The 18080-nt window shown below is 61.7% G+C and carries 14 protein-coding genes and 1 tRNA gene; 7 read left to right on the top strand and 8 right to left on the bottom strand.

Features of this window, described 5'->3' with window-relative positions; translation table 11 throughout:
• Positions 1-15 precede the first annotated feature (15 nt).
• From BMX62_RS09530 to BMX62_RS09520, 3 genes are all read right to left on the bottom strand, one after another.
• A complete protein-coding gene (locus BMX62_RS09530) occupies positions 16-267 on the bottom strand; it encodes a YfhL family 4Fe-4S dicluster ferredoxin (RefSeq protein ID WP_090207937.1) in 252 nt (83 codons plus the stop codon).
• Between the two features lie 67 nt (positions 268-334).
• Complete coding sequence (gene coaD / locus BMX62_RS09525; protein ID WP_090207934.1) at positions 335-817, bottom strand: pantetheine-phosphate adenylyltransferase; 483 nt, start codon at positions 815-817, stop codon at positions 335-337.
• 79 nt (positions 818-896) lie between these two features.
• A complete protein-coding gene (locus tag BMX62_RS09520) occupies positions 897-2207 on the bottom strand; it encodes an MFS transporter (protein ID WP_090207932.1) in 1311 nt (436 codons plus the stop codon).
• A gap of 211 nt (positions 2208-2418) precedes the next feature.
• Here BMX62_RS09520 and BMX62_RS09515 point away from each other — a divergent pair, with 211 nt between their 5' ends.
• The 6 genes from BMX62_RS09515 (at position 2419) to BMX62_RS09490 (ending at position 11572) form a co-directional block, all read left to right on the top strand.
• Complete coding sequence (locus BMX62_RS09515) at positions 2419-2802, top strand: DUF6627 family protein (RefSeq protein WP_090207929.1); 384 nt, start codon at positions 2419-2421, stop codon at positions 2800-2802.
• Between the two features lie 6 nt (positions 2803-2808).
• Positions 2809-3813 (top strand): PA2778 family cysteine peptidase, encoded by a 1005-nt coding sequence (locus BMX62_RS09510; RefSeq protein WP_090207926.1) that lies wholly within the window; start codon positions 2809-2811, stop codon positions 3811-3813.
• A 182-nt stretch (positions 3814-3995) separates the two neighbouring features.
• Positions 3996-4928, top strand: coding sequence for a carbohydrate kinase family protein (locus tag BMX62_RS09505; protein ID WP_090207923.1), 933 nt, complete (start codon positions 3996-3998; stop codon positions 4926-4928).
• A 66-nt stretch (positions 4929-4994) separates the two neighbouring features.
• Entirely contained in the window at positions 4995-6713 is a 1719-nt protein-coding gene (locus BMX62_RS09500) for a proline--tRNA ligase (protein WP_090207921.1), read from the top strand.
• Positions 6714-6752: 39 nt separating this feature from the next.
• Positions 6753-11414 (top strand): EAL domain-containing protein, encoded by a 4662-nt coding sequence (locus BMX62_RS09495; RefSeq protein WP_143339729.1) that lies wholly within the window; start codon positions 6753-6755, stop codon positions 11412-11414.
• A gap of 81 nt (positions 11415-11495) precedes the next feature.
• Positions 11496-11572 (top strand) — tRNA-Met (locus BMX62_RS09490).
• A 170-nt stretch (positions 11573-11742) separates the two neighbouring features.
• On the opposite strand, the gene pmbA is transcribed toward BMX62_RS09490, so the two are convergent.
• Entirely contained in the window at positions 11743-13086 is a 1344-nt protein-coding gene (pmbA, locus tag BMX62_RS09485; RefSeq protein WP_202906244.1) for a metalloprotease PmbA, read from the bottom strand.
• Between the two features lie 54 nt (positions 13087-13140).
• On the opposite strand from pmbA, the gene yjgA reads away from it, so the two are divergent.
• Entirely contained in the window at positions 13141-13674 is a 534-nt protein-coding gene (yjgA, locus tag BMX62_RS09480; protein ID WP_090207915.1) for a ribosome biogenesis factor YjgA, read from the top strand.
• On the opposite strand, the gene tldD is transcribed toward yjgA, so the two are convergent.
• The 4 genes from tldD to BMX62_RS13280 form a co-directional block, all read right to left on the bottom strand.
• On the bottom strand, positions 13668-15113 hold the full coding sequence (tldD, locus tag BMX62_RS09475) for a metalloprotease TldD (protein WP_090207913.1): 1446 nt from the start codon (positions 15111-15113) through the stop codon (positions 13668-13670). The genes yjgA and tldD overlap by 7 nt on opposite strands.
• Positions 15113-15955: a carbon-nitrogen hydrolase family protein gene (locus BMX62_RS09470; protein WP_090207986.1), complete on the bottom strand. Its 843-nt coding sequence runs from the start codon at positions 15953-15955 to the stop codon at positions 15113-15115. Before BMX62_RS09470 ends, tldD begins: the two co-directional genes overlap by 1 nt.
• Positions 15956-16130: 175 nt before the next feature.
• On the bottom strand, positions 16131-17144 hold the full coding sequence (locus BMX62_RS09465) for a transposase (RefSeq protein WP_238375934.1): 1014 nt from the start codon (positions 17142-17144) through the stop codon (positions 16131-16133).
• A gap of 101 nt (positions 17145-17245) precedes the next feature.
• Positions 17246-17374 carry a hypothetical protein gene (locus BMX62_RS13280; RefSeq protein ID WP_274377169.1) on the bottom strand — a complete coding sequence of 43 codons (129 nt, stop codon included), beginning with the start codon at positions 17372-17374 and terminating at the stop codon, positions 17246-17248.
• Positions 17375-18080 lie beyond the last annotated feature (706 nt).

Raw genomic sequence — 18080 nt, 5'->3', positions numbered from 1 at the left:
CCATGCCGCATCCGATCAGGCTGCGCCGGTGATGCGCTTGAACTTGGCCATCAGTTCGTCCTGGGTTTCCTTGTTGTCCGGGTCCAGGGGAATGCAGTCCACCGGGCAGACTTCCACACACTGGGGCGCGTCAAAATGACCAACGCATTCGGTGCACAGGACCGGATCGATCACATAGATTTCCTCACCGGGAGAAATCGCGCCGTTGGGACATTCCGGCTCACACACATCACAGTTGATGCATTCGTCGGTAATCATCAGGGCCATAGTGCACTTTCCTCTTCAAAATCAAATATATGTAGTTTATACGGCATGTTGTGCCTGACCGCGTAGTTTAACGCAACCGCTCAATCAGCGCAGCCTTGACACCCTCGGCAACAAAGTGTGAAACATCGCCACCGAGCATGGCAACTTCCCGTACCAGACTTGAGGATATGAAGGCGTATTCCTCCGCCGGGGTCAGGAATACCGTTTCCAGGTCCGGTGACAGGTGACGGTTCATGCTGGCCAGCTGGAATTCATGCTCAAAGTCGGACACCGCCCGCAATCCCCGCAGTAACACCCGGGAATCATTGGCGGCGGCAAACTCCGCCAACAGGCCGGAAAACCCCTTCACTTCCACCTGATCGCCCAGATCGGCCAGAACAGTACGCGCCAGTGCCACCCGCTCATCCAGGGTGAAAACAGGCCGCTTGCCGGGATTGGCGGCCACGGCCACCAGCACCCGGTCAAACATCCTGGAGGCACGGCGCACGATATCGGCGTGGCCATTGGTGATGGGATCAAATGTCCCAGGATAAACAACGGTGACAGGCATGGGCGAAAATTCCAGAAATATGAAAGCCAGGGTTTCGGGGGAGGCATGATAACAGCATGGTCGTTAAAGGTTGGGGATGCTATCCACGACGACCATCACGGGCTTCGGCCACTGCGCGGCCCCGGGTCTCGTTGAGGCCCAGCGCCACCACCAGCGCCAGTGCAAACAACAGGGCGCAGAACAGAATCGACAGATGCAATCCGAACAGCATCTGCAGCACACCCAGCCCCAGCAGGCCCACAATGGCCGCCAGCTTGCTGGACAGTCCCCAGAATCCGAAAAATTCCGCCGCCTTCAGGCGGGGGGAGAGCACGCCCACCAAGGCCCGTCCCGCCGACTGGGTAGACCCCAGGCACAGTCCCGCCACACTCCCCACCACCAGGAAGATGTACTGGGCCTGCAAATCCAGGACACGCCCCAGCCAGGGGGTGGCAAAAATCAGGGTGACCGCCAGTATCCATAGCACCAGCGTCATCACATAGGTGCGCCGCGCCCCGACCCGATCCTGCATGAACCCGAAGGTGAGCGCGCCGGCGGCGGCGGTCAGTTGCACGGTGACAAACATCCAGACCCGGACATGCTCATCCCACTGGATCACCTGGGCACCGTAGATGAACGTGAAGGCGATGATGATGTAAATACCGGCCATGGCAAAGAAAACCGACACCATCAAGATGGCAAGATCCCGGTAATGGACCAGATCTCCCAGGGTAGAACGTACCCGACGCAAACCAATACCTACATATTGGTGCAGTCGGGGCAACCGCCGGGGCCGTCCCCGCTCCTGCAACCACAAGAACGTAGGAATGGCCGCCACCAGGAAGAATACTGCAGCAAATGGACCCACCCAACGGATTCGGTCAAAGTTTTCTTCACTGACCTCCCCCAGAACCACCAGGGCAAAGGCGGTGGCCACCAGCCCCCCCACATAGCCCAACGCCCAGCCAAACCCGGAAATCCAGCCCAGGGCCTCACGAGGCCCCAGTTCCGGCAGAAAACTGGCAATGAAGGATTCGCCGATGGCATAGGCAAAGTTGGACACCACGATCAGGGCCATACCCAGCCAGATATAACCGGGGGCCACACAGTACAGCAGGGCTGTGGAGATCACGGTAAGCAGATAACTGGCGAATAAAAAGCGCTTGCGGGCGGCGGAAAAATCCATGATGGCCCCCGCCACCGGCCCGGACAGCACCACCAGCAAATAGCTCACCGCCAGGGCAATGCTCCACAGCAGGTTACCCAGCCGGTAATCGGCATGGGCATCTCCCACGATCACCCGGGTAAACAGATCGCCGAAGATCACCGTGATGATCAGGAGGGTATAGGCTTGATTGGCGAAGTCGAACATCGCCCAGCCGAAGATTTCCCTGGATGAGGCCCGTTGCATCGATGGAGGGCACCTGGCGGAACGAAGTCCTTGAGGGGTCCAATGGTATTGAGTCGCCCCCCCTCCAGGCAACCTCTTTTACCGGGCACCGGAAGGTGACTGACCTTACGCCGGATATTGACCCATATCGAGGCCCGGCATGGTTTCGTCCTATAATAGCATCCCTGGCCTGAGCCATAACTGTTGCAGCGTACATCAAAGGTGAACAATCATGACCAGATATCTGCTGACCCTGCTATGTGCCCTGTCCCTGCTGGCCACCGCCATCAGCCCGGTGCATGCCGGGATGATCAGCACCGATCAGTTGCTTGAGATAGAACAGGGGCAGGTGGACCGGGCGCAATGGCTCTCCAGTCTGGAGCGGGAAGATGTGCAACAACAGCTGGCCCGCCTGGGTGTCAGCCCCGCCGATGCCGCCCAGCGGATTGCCCGCATGACTGACCAGGAAATACATCAGCTCAACCAGCGGCTGGAGGAGTTGCCCGCCGGGGCCGCCAGTGTGCTGGGGGTGGTGGTGCTGGTGTTCATTGTCTTTGTCATCACCGACGCCATCGGTGCCACGGACATATTCCCCTTTGTCCGCCCGGTACAATAATATCCCATGGTTCCGGTCACGGCCCTGATTGTAGTGGTTGTCCTGCTGTTGACCGGCTGCGCCACCCCATTGCAGACCCCCGCTCTGCGAGGCGACCCACCTGACCACCTGCCCCGGCAGGTGGAACTCAAGGACACGCCCTTTCACCCCCAGGACCGCTATCAGTGCGGTCCTGCCGCTTTGGCCACGGCACTCAATGCCCAGGGCATCTCCATCACTCCCCAGGCTCTGGTGCCGGAAGTCTATCTACCGGCCCGTCAGGGCAGTCTGCAGGCGGAAATGCTGGCAGCCACCCGGGCCAGGGCACTGGTGGCCTGGCCTGTACCACCCCGGATGGAGGCCCTGTTACAGGAACTGGCCGCAGGACATCCAGTGGTGGTGCTGCAGAATCTGGGGCTCAACTGGGCGCCCCACTGGCATTATGCCGTGGTGATTGGTTATGACCTTGATGCCGGCATTGTGATACTGCGCTCCGGGACCATCGAGCGTCATGTCAACAGCCTGCAACGTTTTGAACGCACCTGGCGCCGGGCGGGATACTGGGGGTTTCTGACCCAGCCACCAGACCGGCTGCCTGCCACCGCCACCCCCCTGAGCTGGCTACGGGCTGCCAATGATCTTGAGCGCACCGGTCAACAGGATGCTGCGGTCCATGCCTATCTCACAGCCACCCAGACCTGGCCGGAACATCCCGTGGGCTGGATCGGGCTGGGCAATGCCCATTATGCCCGTGGAGATCTGACAGGGGCGGAGCAGGCTTTCAGGGCGCTGATCCGTCAGGATCCAACCGCCCATGCCGGCTGGAACAATCTGGCCCATGTGCTCCATGCCCAGGGCTGCAGGGCCAGGGCACAAGCAGCTGCCACATGCGCCCTGCAACTGGCGCCCGATGACCCCCTGTATCGGCGGACCTGGGACACGGTCACCGCCCCTTCCCCATCTGCCGACCTCTGCCCTCAGGAACGGGCCGCCGGTGACCATGCCGACGTGATCTGCCCTCTGGCGCCATGAAGGTGGCGAAACAATGGCCAGAACAAACGGGTTTCCCCAGGTTACCCCGGTGTCGGGATATTCGCAATCACCCGTCCGGTTGCCTATCATGTCGCCCATCCCGACAGCGGTGCTGTGTATCCGATCAAGATGCCCCGGCTTGAGCCGTGGGTTTGTGGTTTACCTTGCTCACAGGAGTTTTCATGTCTGCCCTGATTTGCGGTTCCTATGCCTTTGATACCATCATGGTTTTTCCCGACCGGTTCAAGAATCATATCCTCCCGGACAAGGTACACATGATCAATGTGTCCTTTTTGGTGCCGGACATGCGTCGGGAGTTCGGCGGCTGTGCAGGCAACATCGCCTATAACCTCAAGCTGCTGGGGGGTGATCCCTTGCCCATGGCCACCGTGGGAGCCGATTTTGAACCCTATGCCCAGTGGATGGACGAGTGCGGCATCTCCCGCCAATACATCCGCATGATCCCCGAGCATTACACCGGTCAGGCCTTCATCACCACCGACCAGGATGATAACCAGATCACCGCTTTCCATCCCGGCGCCATGAATGATGCTCACCTCAACAAGGTCAGCGACGCTCAAGGCATCACCCTGGGCATCGTCTCCCCCGACGGTCGGGATGGCATGATCCAGCACGCAGAACAGTTTGCCCAGGCCGGTATCCCCTTCATTTTCGATCCAGGCCAGGGGATGCCCATGTTCGATGGGATGGATCTGCGTCAATTTGTCAAACAGGCCACCTATGTGACCCTCAACGACTATGAAGCGCAGCTGATGAGTGAGCGTACCGGCTGGAATCACGAGGAACTGGCAGACCAGGTAGAAGCCCTGATCATCACCAAGGGTGGAGAAGGCTCGGTGATCTACACCGGCGGCAAAATCCTGCGGATTCCAGCGGCCCCCATCGCCCGGATCAAAGACCCCACAGGCTGCGGCGATGCTTACCGGGCGGGCCTGCTTTGGGGGTTGATGAACCAGCTGGACTGGGAGACCACAGGCCGGGTGGCTGCCGTCATGGGGGCCATCAAAATCGAGCATACCGGGCCGCAAAATCACCGGCCCACACTGGAGGACATCAAGGCCCGCTTCAAGGAAGCCTTCGGGCGAACCTTCTGAGTCATCGCCATTGCATCTGGCACCTGCTACATTAACATCCCTGCACCTGATCCTGGACTGTTTTGCATGCGCGTATCCCAGTTTCCCCTGGCCACCCTGAAAGAAACCCCCGCCGATGCCGAGGTCATCAGCCACCAGCTCATGCTGCGGGCCGGCTATGTGCGCCGTCTGGCCTCCGGCCTGTATACCTGGATGCCCCTGGGGTTGCGGGTGCTGCGCAAGGTGGAGGCCATCGTGCGCCAGGAGATGAACCGGGCCGGTGCCCTGGAAGTGTTGATGCCGGCGGTGCAGCCGGCGGAACTGTGGCAGGAATCGGGCCGCTGGGAACAGTACGGCCCCGAACTGCTGCGGCTGAAGGATCGCCATGACCGTGACTTCTGCTTTGGCCCCACCCACGAGGAAGTGATCACCGATCTGGTACGGCGGGAAGTGAACAGTTACCGTCAGTTGCCGGTGAACTATTACCAGATCCAGACCAAGTTCCGGGACGAGATCCGCCCCCGCTTTGGCATCATGCGGGCGCGGGAATTTTTGATGAAGGACGCCTACTCCTTCCACGCCGATGCCCAGAGCCTGCAGCAGACCTACGACCTGATGTACGCCGCCTATACCCGCATCTTCCAGCGCTGCGGTCTGGATTTTCGCGCCGTGCATGCAGATACCGGCGCCATCGGCGGCAGCAAGTCCCATGAATTTCATGTACTGGCCGCTTCCGGCGAGGATGCCATTGCCTTTTCCAGCAGCAGTGACTATGCCGCCAACGTGGAACTGGCCGAAGCCGTGGCCCCGACCGGGGAACGGCCCGCCCCCACCGAAGCCATGCGCATGGTGGATACCCCCAACGTGCGTACCATCCAGGAACTGGTGGACGGTCACGACCTGCCCATTGAACGGACCGTCAAGACCCTGGTGGTGGCCGCTTCGGAAGAAACCGCCACCCAGCTTATCGCCCTGGTGGTGCGCGGCGACCATGAACTCAACGCCCTCAAGGCAGAAAAGCTGCCCCAGGTGGCTTCCCCCTTGCGTATGGCCGGAGAGGCAGAGATTCGGGCCGTGATCGGTGCCGGCCCCGGCTCCCTGGGTCCCGTCAACCTGCCCATCCCCTGCATCGTCGACCGGTCGGTGGCGGTGATGAGCGACTTTGCCGCCGGCGCCAACCAGGACGGCAAGCATCTGTTCGGCATCAACTGGGAACGGGACGTGCCCCTGCCCACGGTGGCGGATCTGCGCAACGTGGTGGCCGGCGACCCCAGCCCGGACGGTCAGGGTACCCTGGAGATCCGCCGCGGCATCGAGGTGGGCCACATCTTCCAACTGGGGGACAAGTACAGCAAGGCCATGAATGCCACGGTACTGGACGAGCAGGGCCGCTCCCTGGTGGTCACCATGGGCTGCTACGGCATCGGCGTCTCCCGGGTGGTGGCCGCCGCCATCGAGCAGAACCATGACGACCGGGGCATCATCTGGCCCGCCGCCCTGGCCCCCTTCCAGGTGGCCCTGTGCCCCATCAATGCCCACAAATCCCAGCGGCTGCGGGAAGCCGCCGAGGACCTGTACCAGCGCCTGCAGGGGGCTGGTATCGAAGTGCTCATGGACGACCGCAACGCCCGGCCCGGGGTCATGTTCGCGGACATGGAGCTGATCGGCATCCCGCACCGGATCGTGCTGGGCGAACGGGGCCTGGATGCGGGCGAGGTGGAGTACAAGGGCCGCCGGGATGCGGAGGCCACCATGGTCCCCATGGCGGCGCTGGAACCGTTCCTTCTGGAGCGACTGGGACAGTGAGGTTTAGGGGTGGCAGTTCATGGCCAGGGATTAACAAATGTGGGATCACCTTCTCCCACCCATGATTGCCCACCCCGACGCCGCTGGCTTGACCGCGGCACGGTGCTGTGGCTTGGGCTGATTCTCGTGCTTGGATCGCTGGTCGCCGGCTGGAAGGCGACCATGGTGGATCAGCACATGCGCGCCGAACTCCTGGCCGAAGCCGAACGATTGGCCGATACCCTCAACCTGCCACAGATTGGGGTACTGAGCGGTACCCGGGATGACCTGGATCAACCGGAGTATCAGCGCCTCAAACAGCAGCTGATGGCGGTACGCCAGGCGTTTCCTCGCTACCGGTTCATTTACCTGCTGGTGCAACACCCGGATCACACCGTCATCGTTCAGGTGGACAGCGAGCCCATTGGCTCCGAGGACCAATCTCCCCCCGGCGAGGTCTATGCCGAGATCAGCGCTGAAGTCATGCAGGTGTTTGACCCTGGCATCGCCCTGACGACCCAACCCACTGAAGATCGGTGGGGTGTCTGGATCTCCGCCTTGTTGCCCCTGCCCATGCCGGATACCCGCCCAGGACAACTGGCCCTGGGTATCGACGTTGATGCGGACCATTGGCGGTGGGACATCTTGCGCCAGTCCGTCATACCGGTGGGGATTGCAACACTCCTGCTGATGGCGCTGGTGGTCGCAGGACGCCTGCTGCGCGTGGGCCGCGGGGATCTTGATCCGCACAATACCGGGGCCTTGCGTCATACTGAACCAATACTGACCCTGTGCATCGGTCTGGTGCTCAGCCTCACCGCCGCCTGGATCGTTCACGGCCAGACGGCACGAGAACAGAGCACCAGCTTTCAGCTGGTGGCCGATGCATCCGCCCAGAGCCTGATCCGGGAGTTGTGCAACCTGCGCGACTTCGGCATGGATACCCTGGTTCGATTTTTTGAGTCCAGTCGCCATGTATCGATTGAAGAATTTGATCATTTCACCCAGCGCCTGACGGAAAGCGGACTGGCGCAGAACTGGGCCTGGGCGCCGCGAGTCCACGCCCAGGACCGGGAACGATTCGAGGAACACATCCAGAGGCTGGACCAGAGGGCCTTTTACATCTGGGACACGGCAGGTGACGGGCAGCCGTCCCTTCTTGAATCAGATCGGCAGTTTCTCTACCCCATCCTGCGCCAAACCGCATTTCGTCCCGACCCGGATCGGCTGGGTTTTGATTTGAACGCGCTGGAACGGGTACGCCAACCCCTGGAGATTGCCTATCAAACCGGTCTGATCACCGCATTGCCCCAACTCCGGGGGACGTATGCACCGGCTGTCCGCGGTCAGATGCTGATCATCCAGCACACCCGGGTCAAGCTGGATGATGACCGCCCGGAAGGCGCCGTCTTCAGCACGGTCGACTTCAACCATCTGATCCATACCTGGGACGGCGGCGGGCTGCTGGAGATGGAATTTTGGCTGCTGCATCCCGACGGCTTGCACAGCGTATTGGCCGCCTCGAATCACGCAAACCCTCTGGAGCGGACGGGCTACATGCTGGAGCGCCCGATCCTGGGCTTTGGCGAAGCCTTTCTCCTTCGGGTCCGCCCAGGCCCTGATTTTCCGGGGGCAAGACATCATCTGGCGAGTCTGGGCACAGGGCTGGCGGGCACCGTGCTGACCGTGATGCTCAGCATCGTCGTTGGGCTGGTGATACGGCGCCGGGAAACCCTGGAGCACGCAGTGCTTGAGCGCACATTGGCATTGCAGGAGTTTCGTTCAGCGGTGGAGCAATCGGATGACGGCATTGCCCTGACCGAACTATCGGGCAAGATCCGCTTCATCAATCAGGCCTGGGCCAGGATGCACGGCTATGAACCCGGTGAACTGAACGGGGCTGGGCTTGACACGTTCCATACACCAGAGCAGATGGCGACGGGTGTTGGTCCAAGGCTTGAGGAACTGCGGGCCAGGGGCGCCATTGCCGGCGAAGCCTTCCACCGACACCGGACAGGCCGTTGCTTTCCCGTTCACATCTCCACCAGTCTGATTCGTGATCCACAGGGTCGGCCCATCGCCATGCTGACCATTGCCCGGGATATTTCCGAGGAGGTGGAACGCCGTCAGCGGGAGCAGTTCGATCTGAGATTCCGTGCACTGGTTGCCGATACCGCATCCCGGCTGGTAACTGCCGGCAACGATGATCAACTGGATGCCGCAGTGAGCGAAGCGCTGCGGTCCCTGGGCATGTTGTTTGAAGTCGACCGGGCCTACCTGTTTCGATTTTCGGATCAACTCAGCCGTATGCGCAACACCCACGAATGGTGCGCCGACGGTATCACCAGCTACCTGAACACCTTGCAATCCATCTCCACGGCGCAGTTGGGTTGGTGGAGTGCCCGGATGCAGGAAAGGCGTCCGTTGCAAATTCCCAAGGTCAACGACCTGCCCGAGGCCGCCAGCTCGGAAAAAACCATCTTCCAGCAGCAGGATATTCAGTCACTGATCTGCCTGCCGATCCTGGACCCATGTGGAACACTGATCGGATTTATCGGCCTGGACTCAGTGACCAGGACACGGGTCTGGTCGCCGGATCAAGTGGCCATGTTGCAGGCCATCGCCGATCTGATTGCAGCAGCCCTGGCCCGCCACGACGCAGCCCAGGCACTGGCGGACAGCGAAGCCCGCTATCGGGAACTGGCCCGCGAGAGTCGATCATTCCGTTGGGAAGTGAATCTGGACGGCTTTTACACATCCGTTGACGCCATGGTGACCGAGGTCACCGGTTATTTGCCGGAGGAATTGATCGGCAAGAAAACCTTCTACGATTTAACCCCGGCAGACGCCCGCGAAACCATGAAGCAGGAGGGCCTGGAACATATCCGCCAGGGACTCAAGCACAGCGGCTATCACAACCGTATCCTGCGCCGGGATGGGTCGGAGATTTGGGTCAGCACCACCACCCTGCCCCTATATGATCCCCACGGAGGTCTGATCGGCGCCAGTGGTGCCGACACCGACATCACCGCCCGCAAAGCGGTCGAACTGCAGCTCAAGCACATGGCCCATCACGACCCCCTGACTGGACTGCCAAATCGGGTCTTGTTGGCCGACCGTCTGCAGCAAGCCATGCTGCAGGCGGATCGACGGGGTGAGTTGCTCGGCGTGGCCTGTGTGGATCTGGATGCCTTCAAACCCATCAATGATCGTTTTGGCCATGAAGTCGGCGACCGACTCCTGGTGACCATTGCCCAACGCATGGGGCAAGTGTTGCGGGAAGGGGATACGGTGGCCCGCCTGGGGGGTGATGAATTCGCGCTGGTGCTGGTGGGTTTTGATCAGGTTGAAACCTGCCGTCCATTGCTGGAGCGCCTGCTTGATGCGGTGTCAGCCCCGCTTGAAGAACAGGGGCAACAACTCGGCGTTTCGGTGAGTATTGGCGTTACGTTCTATCCCCAATCGGAAGACATCGACGCGGATCAACTCTTGCGGCAAGCGGATCAGGCCATGTATCAGGCCAAGCTGGCGGGCAAAAACCGCTATCACCTGTTCGATGCCGCCCATGATCGTCGCCTGCGGGACAACCATCAACAGATCGAGCGCATTCGCCAGGGCCTGGATTCGGGAGAATTCGTCCTTTACTACCAGCCCAAGGTGGACATGAAGCGCGGTGGCCTAATTGGGGTCGAGGCCCTGATCCGTTGGCAACATCCCAAGCGGGGGTTACTGCCACCGGGCGCGTTCCTGCCGCTGCTGGAGAACCACACCGCGATGCTGGACCTTGGCACGTGGGTCATGACAACGGCCATGCAGCAAATCACCGACTGGCGCGCCATCGGACTGCACATTCCCATCAGCCTGAACGTCGATCCACTACAGCTTGCGCAGCCGGATTTTATCGGTCAGTTACGGGATTTACTGGCGCGGTATCCGGCTGTACAGCCGGGGGATCTGGATCTTGAAGTCCTGGAAACCAGTGCGTTGGACGACACCGTTCCGATGGTCGACATCATTCGCCAGGGTGACGAACTGGGCGTATCATTTTCGCTGGACGACTTTGGCACCGGCTATTCATCGTTGTCCTATCTCAAGAAGCTGCCGGTAGCCACACTCAAGATTGATCGCAGTTTTGTCCGCGACATGCTCTTTGAGCCTGATGATCTGGCGATCCTGCAGGGGGTCATCAATCTGGCCCGCACCTTCCGTCAGGCCGTTGTGGCAGAAGGGGTTGAAACCGAAACCCACGGCAAGATGTTGCTGCTTCTGGGCTGTGAACTGGGTCAGGGGTACGCCATTGCCCGCCCCATGCCTGCTGATCAGCTTGAAACCTGGCTGACCCACTGGTCCCCGCCGCCTTCCTGGCAAAACACCCAGGCAGCGCGCAGCGATCAGTTACCGTTTCTGACCGCCATGGTTGAATATCGCAGTTGGGCCAACCAACTCCAAAGCCTCATCCGCAGTCCCGACGACGGCCCCCTCTCCCTGACAGAGCCGGCACAGGATTTCACCGCCTGGTTGAGTCAGCGTTTTAGTGACAGAAGTCTTGCAGAACAAGTGCTCCAGCTGCATGGTGATCTCAATCAGATCGCCCAGGAACTGATTGAGCTGGCTTCATCGGGATCGGCACAAAGTGCTCTGGACAAGCTGCCCGAGCTGGAAGCCCGCCTGGAAACCCTGCTGGAGCTTCTCAGGCGGGCCATTGGTATTGAGGTGGTATAAAACCAAAACCACTGGCGCTAACACGGAATTGCTGGGTACTTGACAAGCCGCCGGGGTTGGTGGAAAATGCCGCGCTTTAAAGGCTACGTAGCTCAGCTGGTCAGAGCATCGCACTCATAATGCGGGGGTCGGTGGTTCAAATCCACCCGTAGCCACCATGTATTCCAATGCAGGGCTTCCTTGCAGCAAAAAACCGCGTCGCAACGCGGTTTTTTTGTGCCTGCAGGTTTTTCGTGTCAACAGCCAGCGCAAGCTGGTGGAAGGCAATCCGTTGCAAAGCCCTGTGGCCGAACCAGCACCAGCAACAGGACTTTGCAAGCACCGAGGTTTACTCGCCGGCAATGGTAAGACCGTCGATCAGCAGGGAACCGGTCCGGATATTGCCCCGCAAATCCACGTCCGAACCCACAGCCACCAGATTCATGAACATGTCCTTGAGATTGCCCGCCACGGTGATCTCGGAGACCGGATATAAAATCTCGCCATTTTCCACCCAGAACCCCGCCGCACCCCGGGAATAGTCGCCGTTGACCATATTGATGCCGTGACCGATCAGTTCGGTCACCAGCAGCCCGGTACCCATCTCCCGCAGCAGGGCCTGGGCATCCCGGGTACCCGGATCAATGGTGAGATTGCGCACGCCGCCGGCGTTCCCCGTGGTTTCCATCCCCAGTTTGCGGGCAGAGTAGCTGTCCAGGGCATAGGATGCCAGATGGCCGTCACGGACCAGATCCCTGGCCTGGGTGGCTACACCCTCACCGTCGAAGGGGGCACTGCCCAGGGCCCGGGGGATGTGGGGCTGCTCGTGGATATGCACAAATTCAGGAAAGATCCGCTCCCCCAGCCGGTCCACCAGGAACGAGGACTTGCGATACAGGGCGCTGCCGCGGATGGCGGCGACAAAATGCCCTAGCATGGAACGGGCCACATCCGGGGCATAAAGCACGGGCACCCGGCGGGTGGAAAGACGCCGGGCATTGAGACGGCGCACCGCCCGGCGGGCGGCCTCCATGCCCACGGATTCGGGGGTTTCCAGGGCACCAGCTTCCCGAGCCACGGTGTACCAATAATCCCGCTCCATGGTACCGCCGTCCCCCGCCAGCACGGAACAACTCAGGGAATGCCGGGTGGAGGCGTAGCCGCCGATAAAACCGTGGCTGTTGCCATAGATGGCGGTGCCCCGGAAGGTGTTGACGCTGCCGCCTTCGGAATTGATGATCCGGGCATCCTCGGCGCGGGCCGCAGCCTCGCAACGTCGGGCAATCCCGATGGCGTCGTCGGCCTCCAGATCCCAGGGATGATCCAGGTCCAGGGCAGGATAGTCCCGGGCCATGAGACCGGCGTCGGCCAGGCCGGCACAGGGGTCCTCGGCGGTATAGCGGGCGATGCGGCAGGCGGCCTCGGCCACTTCCCGCAGGGATCGGGCACGCAGATCGGAACTGCTGGCGGAACCCTTGCGCTGGCCGATGTAAACGGTGACGCCTACACCCTGATCACGGTGAAACTCCAGGGTTTCCACCTCGCCCAGGCGGACATTGACCGACAGGCCGGTATCGTGGCTGACAGCCACCTCAGCAGCCGTGGCCCCGGCGCGACGGGCCTCGTCCAGGACCTGCCCGACGAGTTGTTCCAGCGCCTGCGCATCGAGAACCGGGGTCTGGGGTTCGGACATGAGATCTCCTTTGGTGATGCTCGTTGAAGGGGTCTTCGGGATACACTATGTCCCATGATGACCCATGATGAACTGGATGAATTCGACCGCCCCAGCCGCGGCGCCCGCAAACGGGAGGCTCAGGCCGCCAAGGACCTGGGTGAGGCCCTGCTTGAGCTTTCCGAGGCGGACCTCAAGGCTCTGGACCTGCCAGAACGCCTGCTGGATGCCCTCCACCACTGCCGCGGCCTGCGCAAGGAAGCCCTGCGACGACAGCGCCAGTATATCGGTAAGCTGATGCGTCAGGTGGACACCGGCCCCATTCAGGCGGCCATCGAGGCCAGGGAGGCGGCCCGCCGTGCCCAGGCCCGGCGCTTTCACCGGATGGAGCAGTGGCGGGACCGGCTGATCACCGAGGGAGACACGGCGCTGGTCTCTTTCTGCGATGCATATCCCCGAGTGAACCGCAAACGCCTGGCGACACTGGCTGCCGATGCCCGCGCCCAACGTCCCGGGGCATCCCGGGCCCTGTTCCGCCTGGTGTCCGACACCATGCAGACATCCGACACCATGCAGACATCGGATAGCCCGTCGCCAGAGGATCAGTGATTGGTGCCGCCCACCGTCAGGCCGTCCACCCGAAGGGTGGGCTGTCCGACCCCCACTGGCACGCTCTGACCTTCCTTGCCGCAGGTGCCCACGCCACTGTCCAGGGCCAGGTCATTGCCCACCATGGCAATCCGGCTCATGACCTCGGGGCCGTTGCCGATCAGGGTGGCCCCCCGCACTGGCCGGGTCACCTTGCCGCCTTCGATCAGATAGGCCTCCGAGGCGGAGAAGACGAACTTGCCGGAGGTGATGTCCACCTGACCACCGCCGAAATTCACCGCATAGAGCCCCTTGTCCACCGAGGCGATGATCTCGCCCGGGTCATGGGCGCCCGCCAGCATGTAGGTATTGGTCATGCGGGGCATGGGCAGATGGGCATAGGACTCGCGGCGACCGTTGCCCGTGGGCGCCAGCCCCATCAGCCCGGCATTGAGCCGGTCCTGCATGTAACCCTTGAGGATGCCGTCCTCGATCAGCACCGTGGACTGGGTGGGGATGCCTTCATCATCCACGTTCAGTGAACCCCGCCGCCCGGCCAGGGTGCCGTCATCCACCACCGTCACCCCGGATGCCGCCACCTTCTGCCCCAGCCGGTTGCTGAAGGCCGAGGTCCCCTTGCGGTTGAAGTCACCTTCCAGGCCGTGGCCCACGGCTTCGTGGAGCAGTACGCCGGGCCAGCCGGACCCCAGCACCACGGTCATGGTGCCCGCCGGGGCCTCGTCCGCCTCCAGATTCACCAGGGCCTGACGCACTGCTTCCCGGGCATAGCCCAGACCCCGCTCCTGATCCAGAAAGAATTCGTAACCGCTGCGTCCACCACCGCCGCTGGACCCCTGCTCCCGGCGCCCCTTGTCGTCCTCGGCGATGACATGGATGCTCAGACGCACCAAGGGCCGCACATCTGCCGCCACGGTGCCGTCGGTGTGCATCACCATCACCACCTCATGGACCCCGGCCAGACTGACGATCACCTGACTCACCCGGGGGTCCTGACGCCGGGCTTCCGCGTCCAGACGCTGCAACAGATCAATCTTGGCCTGTTCGTCCAGGGTCCCCAGAGGGTCTACCGAGGGATAGAGGCGGTGTGTCATTGTCTGCCGCTGCATCGGCACCGTGCCATCACGATGATCCCGGCCAATGGCCCGGGCAGCGCGGGCTGCCTCCATCAGGGAGGGCAGCAGAATCTCGTCGGAATAGGCAAAACCGGTCTTGTCGCCGGACAGGGCGCGTACCCCCACCCCTTGCTCGATGTTGTAGCCGGCATCCTTGACGATGCCATCCTCCAGCATCCAGGACTCGTGGCGGGACAACTGAAAATACAGATCGCCCCCATCCAGACCGGGGCCACACAGGGTGCCAAGCACCCGGTCCAGATCAGCCTCGGTGAGGCCGGCAGGTTCCAGCAGATGCAGGCGGGCGGTATCCAGAGCTTGGGTCATTAAAGGGGCCTTTGATCAGTGTCAGATGAGAGGTTGCAGGAGAGTCGACGATGGTAGATGGACGGAAAACTGCGGCGGATGGACTGTTGCCATTCCCGGTCCAGGGTGCCGGTCACCACCCCGGAACCCCGGGGCAGACGGTCGAGCACATTGCCCCAGGGGTCCACCACCATGCTGTCACCGTGGGTTTCCCGGCCATTGACGTGATAACCACCCTGGGCGGCAGCCACCATGTAGACCTGATTCTCGATGGCCCGCGCCCGCACCAGGGCTTCCCAGTGGGCACGACCGGTCACGGCGGTAAAAGCCGCTGGCAGCACCACGATCTCCGCGCCCTGGTCCAGCAACCCCCGGTACAGTTCCGGGAACCTCAGGTCATAGCAGACTGACAGCCCCATGATCCCGAAGGGGGTCTCCACCACCACCACCTGATCACCGGCGACGATGGTTTCGGATTCTTCGTAATGCTCGTCGTTGTCCGGCAGATGCACATCGAACAGGTGAATCTTGTCATAACGGCCCACCATCCGGCCTTGATCATTGTAAACCAGACAGGCGGCATATACCTTGGCCGGGTCCGGGCAGGTCATCGGGGTTGTTCCCCCCACCAGCCAGATTCCGTGACGGCGGGCCTGTTCCGCCAGAAAATCCTGAATTGGTCCCTGGCCCGGCGCTTCCCGCACCTTCACCTTGTCGTGTTCGGACATCCCCATCAGGGCGAAGTTCTCCGGCAGGACCACCAGGCGGGCACCAGCCTGGGCGGCCTGGGCGATCAGGCGTCCGGCTTCCTGAAGATTGGCACTCAGGTTGGTCCCCGAGGCCATTTGAACGGCGGCGATCATGGTCACATTGATTCCCTGTTTACTTGCGCGTCATCGTGGATGGGTTCTGGGTGTTCAAGGCGGCCTTTAGACTATACTCCTGAATCCGTGGCCAACCTCGCCCGCCCGACCGGAAATCGGCCCTGGCAGGGGGGCGACCCCGCGAGCGATGCTGTGACCGGTGGCCAACCAGCGTTCAGGGTACCTGAAGGCGTTTATCCATGAAATTCGAGCCTTTCCAAGCAACATTTGGGGGTGATTCCCGGGGCCGGAGCCATGGGTATCCGCGCCGCCTGTGCGCCAGGCAGTGCGCACCAAAGCGCAACCAGACCTGACGGGCGTGGTGAACCAGTTGTGCCGGCAGGCTGATCAACTCCTGGAACACCGTGCGGATACGGCGGCGCTTGGCGGGATGGCGCACGGGCGAGTCATCGCCGATCAGCCCCTGCAGGCCGATCCAGCGCAGGACGTTGTACACGAAAGTGCCCGCTGCCATGACCAGGGTGTTGGTGTCGAACTTGCCGGAGGGCAGGCGCTCCAGGTCCATGTCGGTCTTGAACTCGGAATGGAAATGCTCGCAGGTGGCATGGCCGCGATACAGGGCGATGATGTCGTCATCGGACAACTCCAGGGAGGTCCACCAGCCCTCGACCTCCAGGTCGGGGAACACCAGCGCCTGACCCTTGCGGTCAATAGTGCGCTCCACCACGCGCATGACGCGTCGGAAGGTGTACTCCTGCCCTTGCCAGCTCCGGGTTTCGTTGACGCTGAAGGTGGCGATCCGCTTACCCTCGCGGGGCGCTTCCCACTTGACCTTGCTCGCCTCCAGGCCATCCGCATGCGCCAGCCAGTCAGCGGCCGACGCCTGTCGGGGGTTCCACTTGATGATGAAGTCGATATCCATGGCCGAGGCATCCATGCGCTGACGCAAGCGCGCTGCCGACAGCCCGCGCTTCAAGCCCATGCAGGACAGAAAGAACGGATCCTTGCGCACCCCCTCGGCGGCTTCAAAGTCGCTCTTGCCCAGGGTAAGCAGCCCCAGGTAGGTGCTGAGCACCTGACCATGGTCGGTGCCCCGGTAAGATCCCATCGACTTCACCGCCTGATCCAGGCGGGATGCCGCAATCGCCTCGCCAATCAGTGCCAGCCCCGCATGGGCGGTGAGAATCCGGCGCGGCGACTGCTCAAGGCGAGGTTTTTTGAGGGGCATCTGGGTTCACCCAACTGGTGCAACGGGAAGCCCCGATTTTCTCATTTATCTTGTTGTTTTTGAAGGCTAATCATGAAATTTGGCGAGATTTCGTCACGGATTCAGGTGGCACACACCTTGTCCGCAATCCCGGTGCGATGGGCATCGGGAAACTCCCGCATCAGGGCTTGCACCCGGGCAACACTTTCCGGCTCACTAAGCGTACGCTTGATCTGATTCTGTGCTCGCATGCCAGGGACCGTAACCGCCCCGGCAGGCGTTTGTCCAGCGGAAGATGTGGGTACAGGGCAGGCCTAGGCCATCCTGCGACGCTTCACCCAGCAAAACGTGCAGCATGTACGGGCGGTTCGAACTCGACATGAGTACTCGGTTGGCCCGGCCTTGAGAGAAGTGGCGGCCTGGTGACACGGCTGTTGGGTCTAGCCCATGAGACAGATGAAATACCACCCGACCATGCCACGGTCAACCGCCGCCGGGCTTGCCGGCCGGCTACCGGGAGATGAGCCACCCTTCTGACTGACAGCCGCCGTACCAAGCTGCGTGCGGAGGCGTTACCTTCCGCGCTCAGTTCGGGGCCGGGGGTATGGGGGCGATGATCGTTTCTGGACAATCTATTCAATGCGTAACGGACGTGCTGTGGCTTGAGGTACGCAGACAACCCCAAGACGGTGAAGCGAGAGAAGATGGAAGCAACCCGCGGGGGCGTCGATATTGGTGTGCTGGTTGAGGTGAGTGCTGCACTGCCAAGTAGATCGCCCGCTGCTCCAGCGTTATGCAAATCAGCTCGTTTGCCAGTGTTGTGCGGGGGGGCGGCCGCGGGTAATTCCTTACCCGCGACCATGCCTTCCCTCAGAAGCGTCGCCACGCGCTCATGCTGCCCGAGAGCACCCCATCTCGCCTCGACTGATCCACGACATGGGGATACGTCTCCGGGAT

This window comes from Ectothiorhodospira magna (genome assembly GCF_900110965.1).
Lineage (GTDB): Bacteria > Pseudomonadota > Gammaproteobacteria > Ectothiorhodospirales > Ectothiorhodospiraceae > Ectothiorhodospira > Ectothiorhodospira magna.
This window is presented reverse-complemented; position numbering and strand designations above follow the sequence as displayed.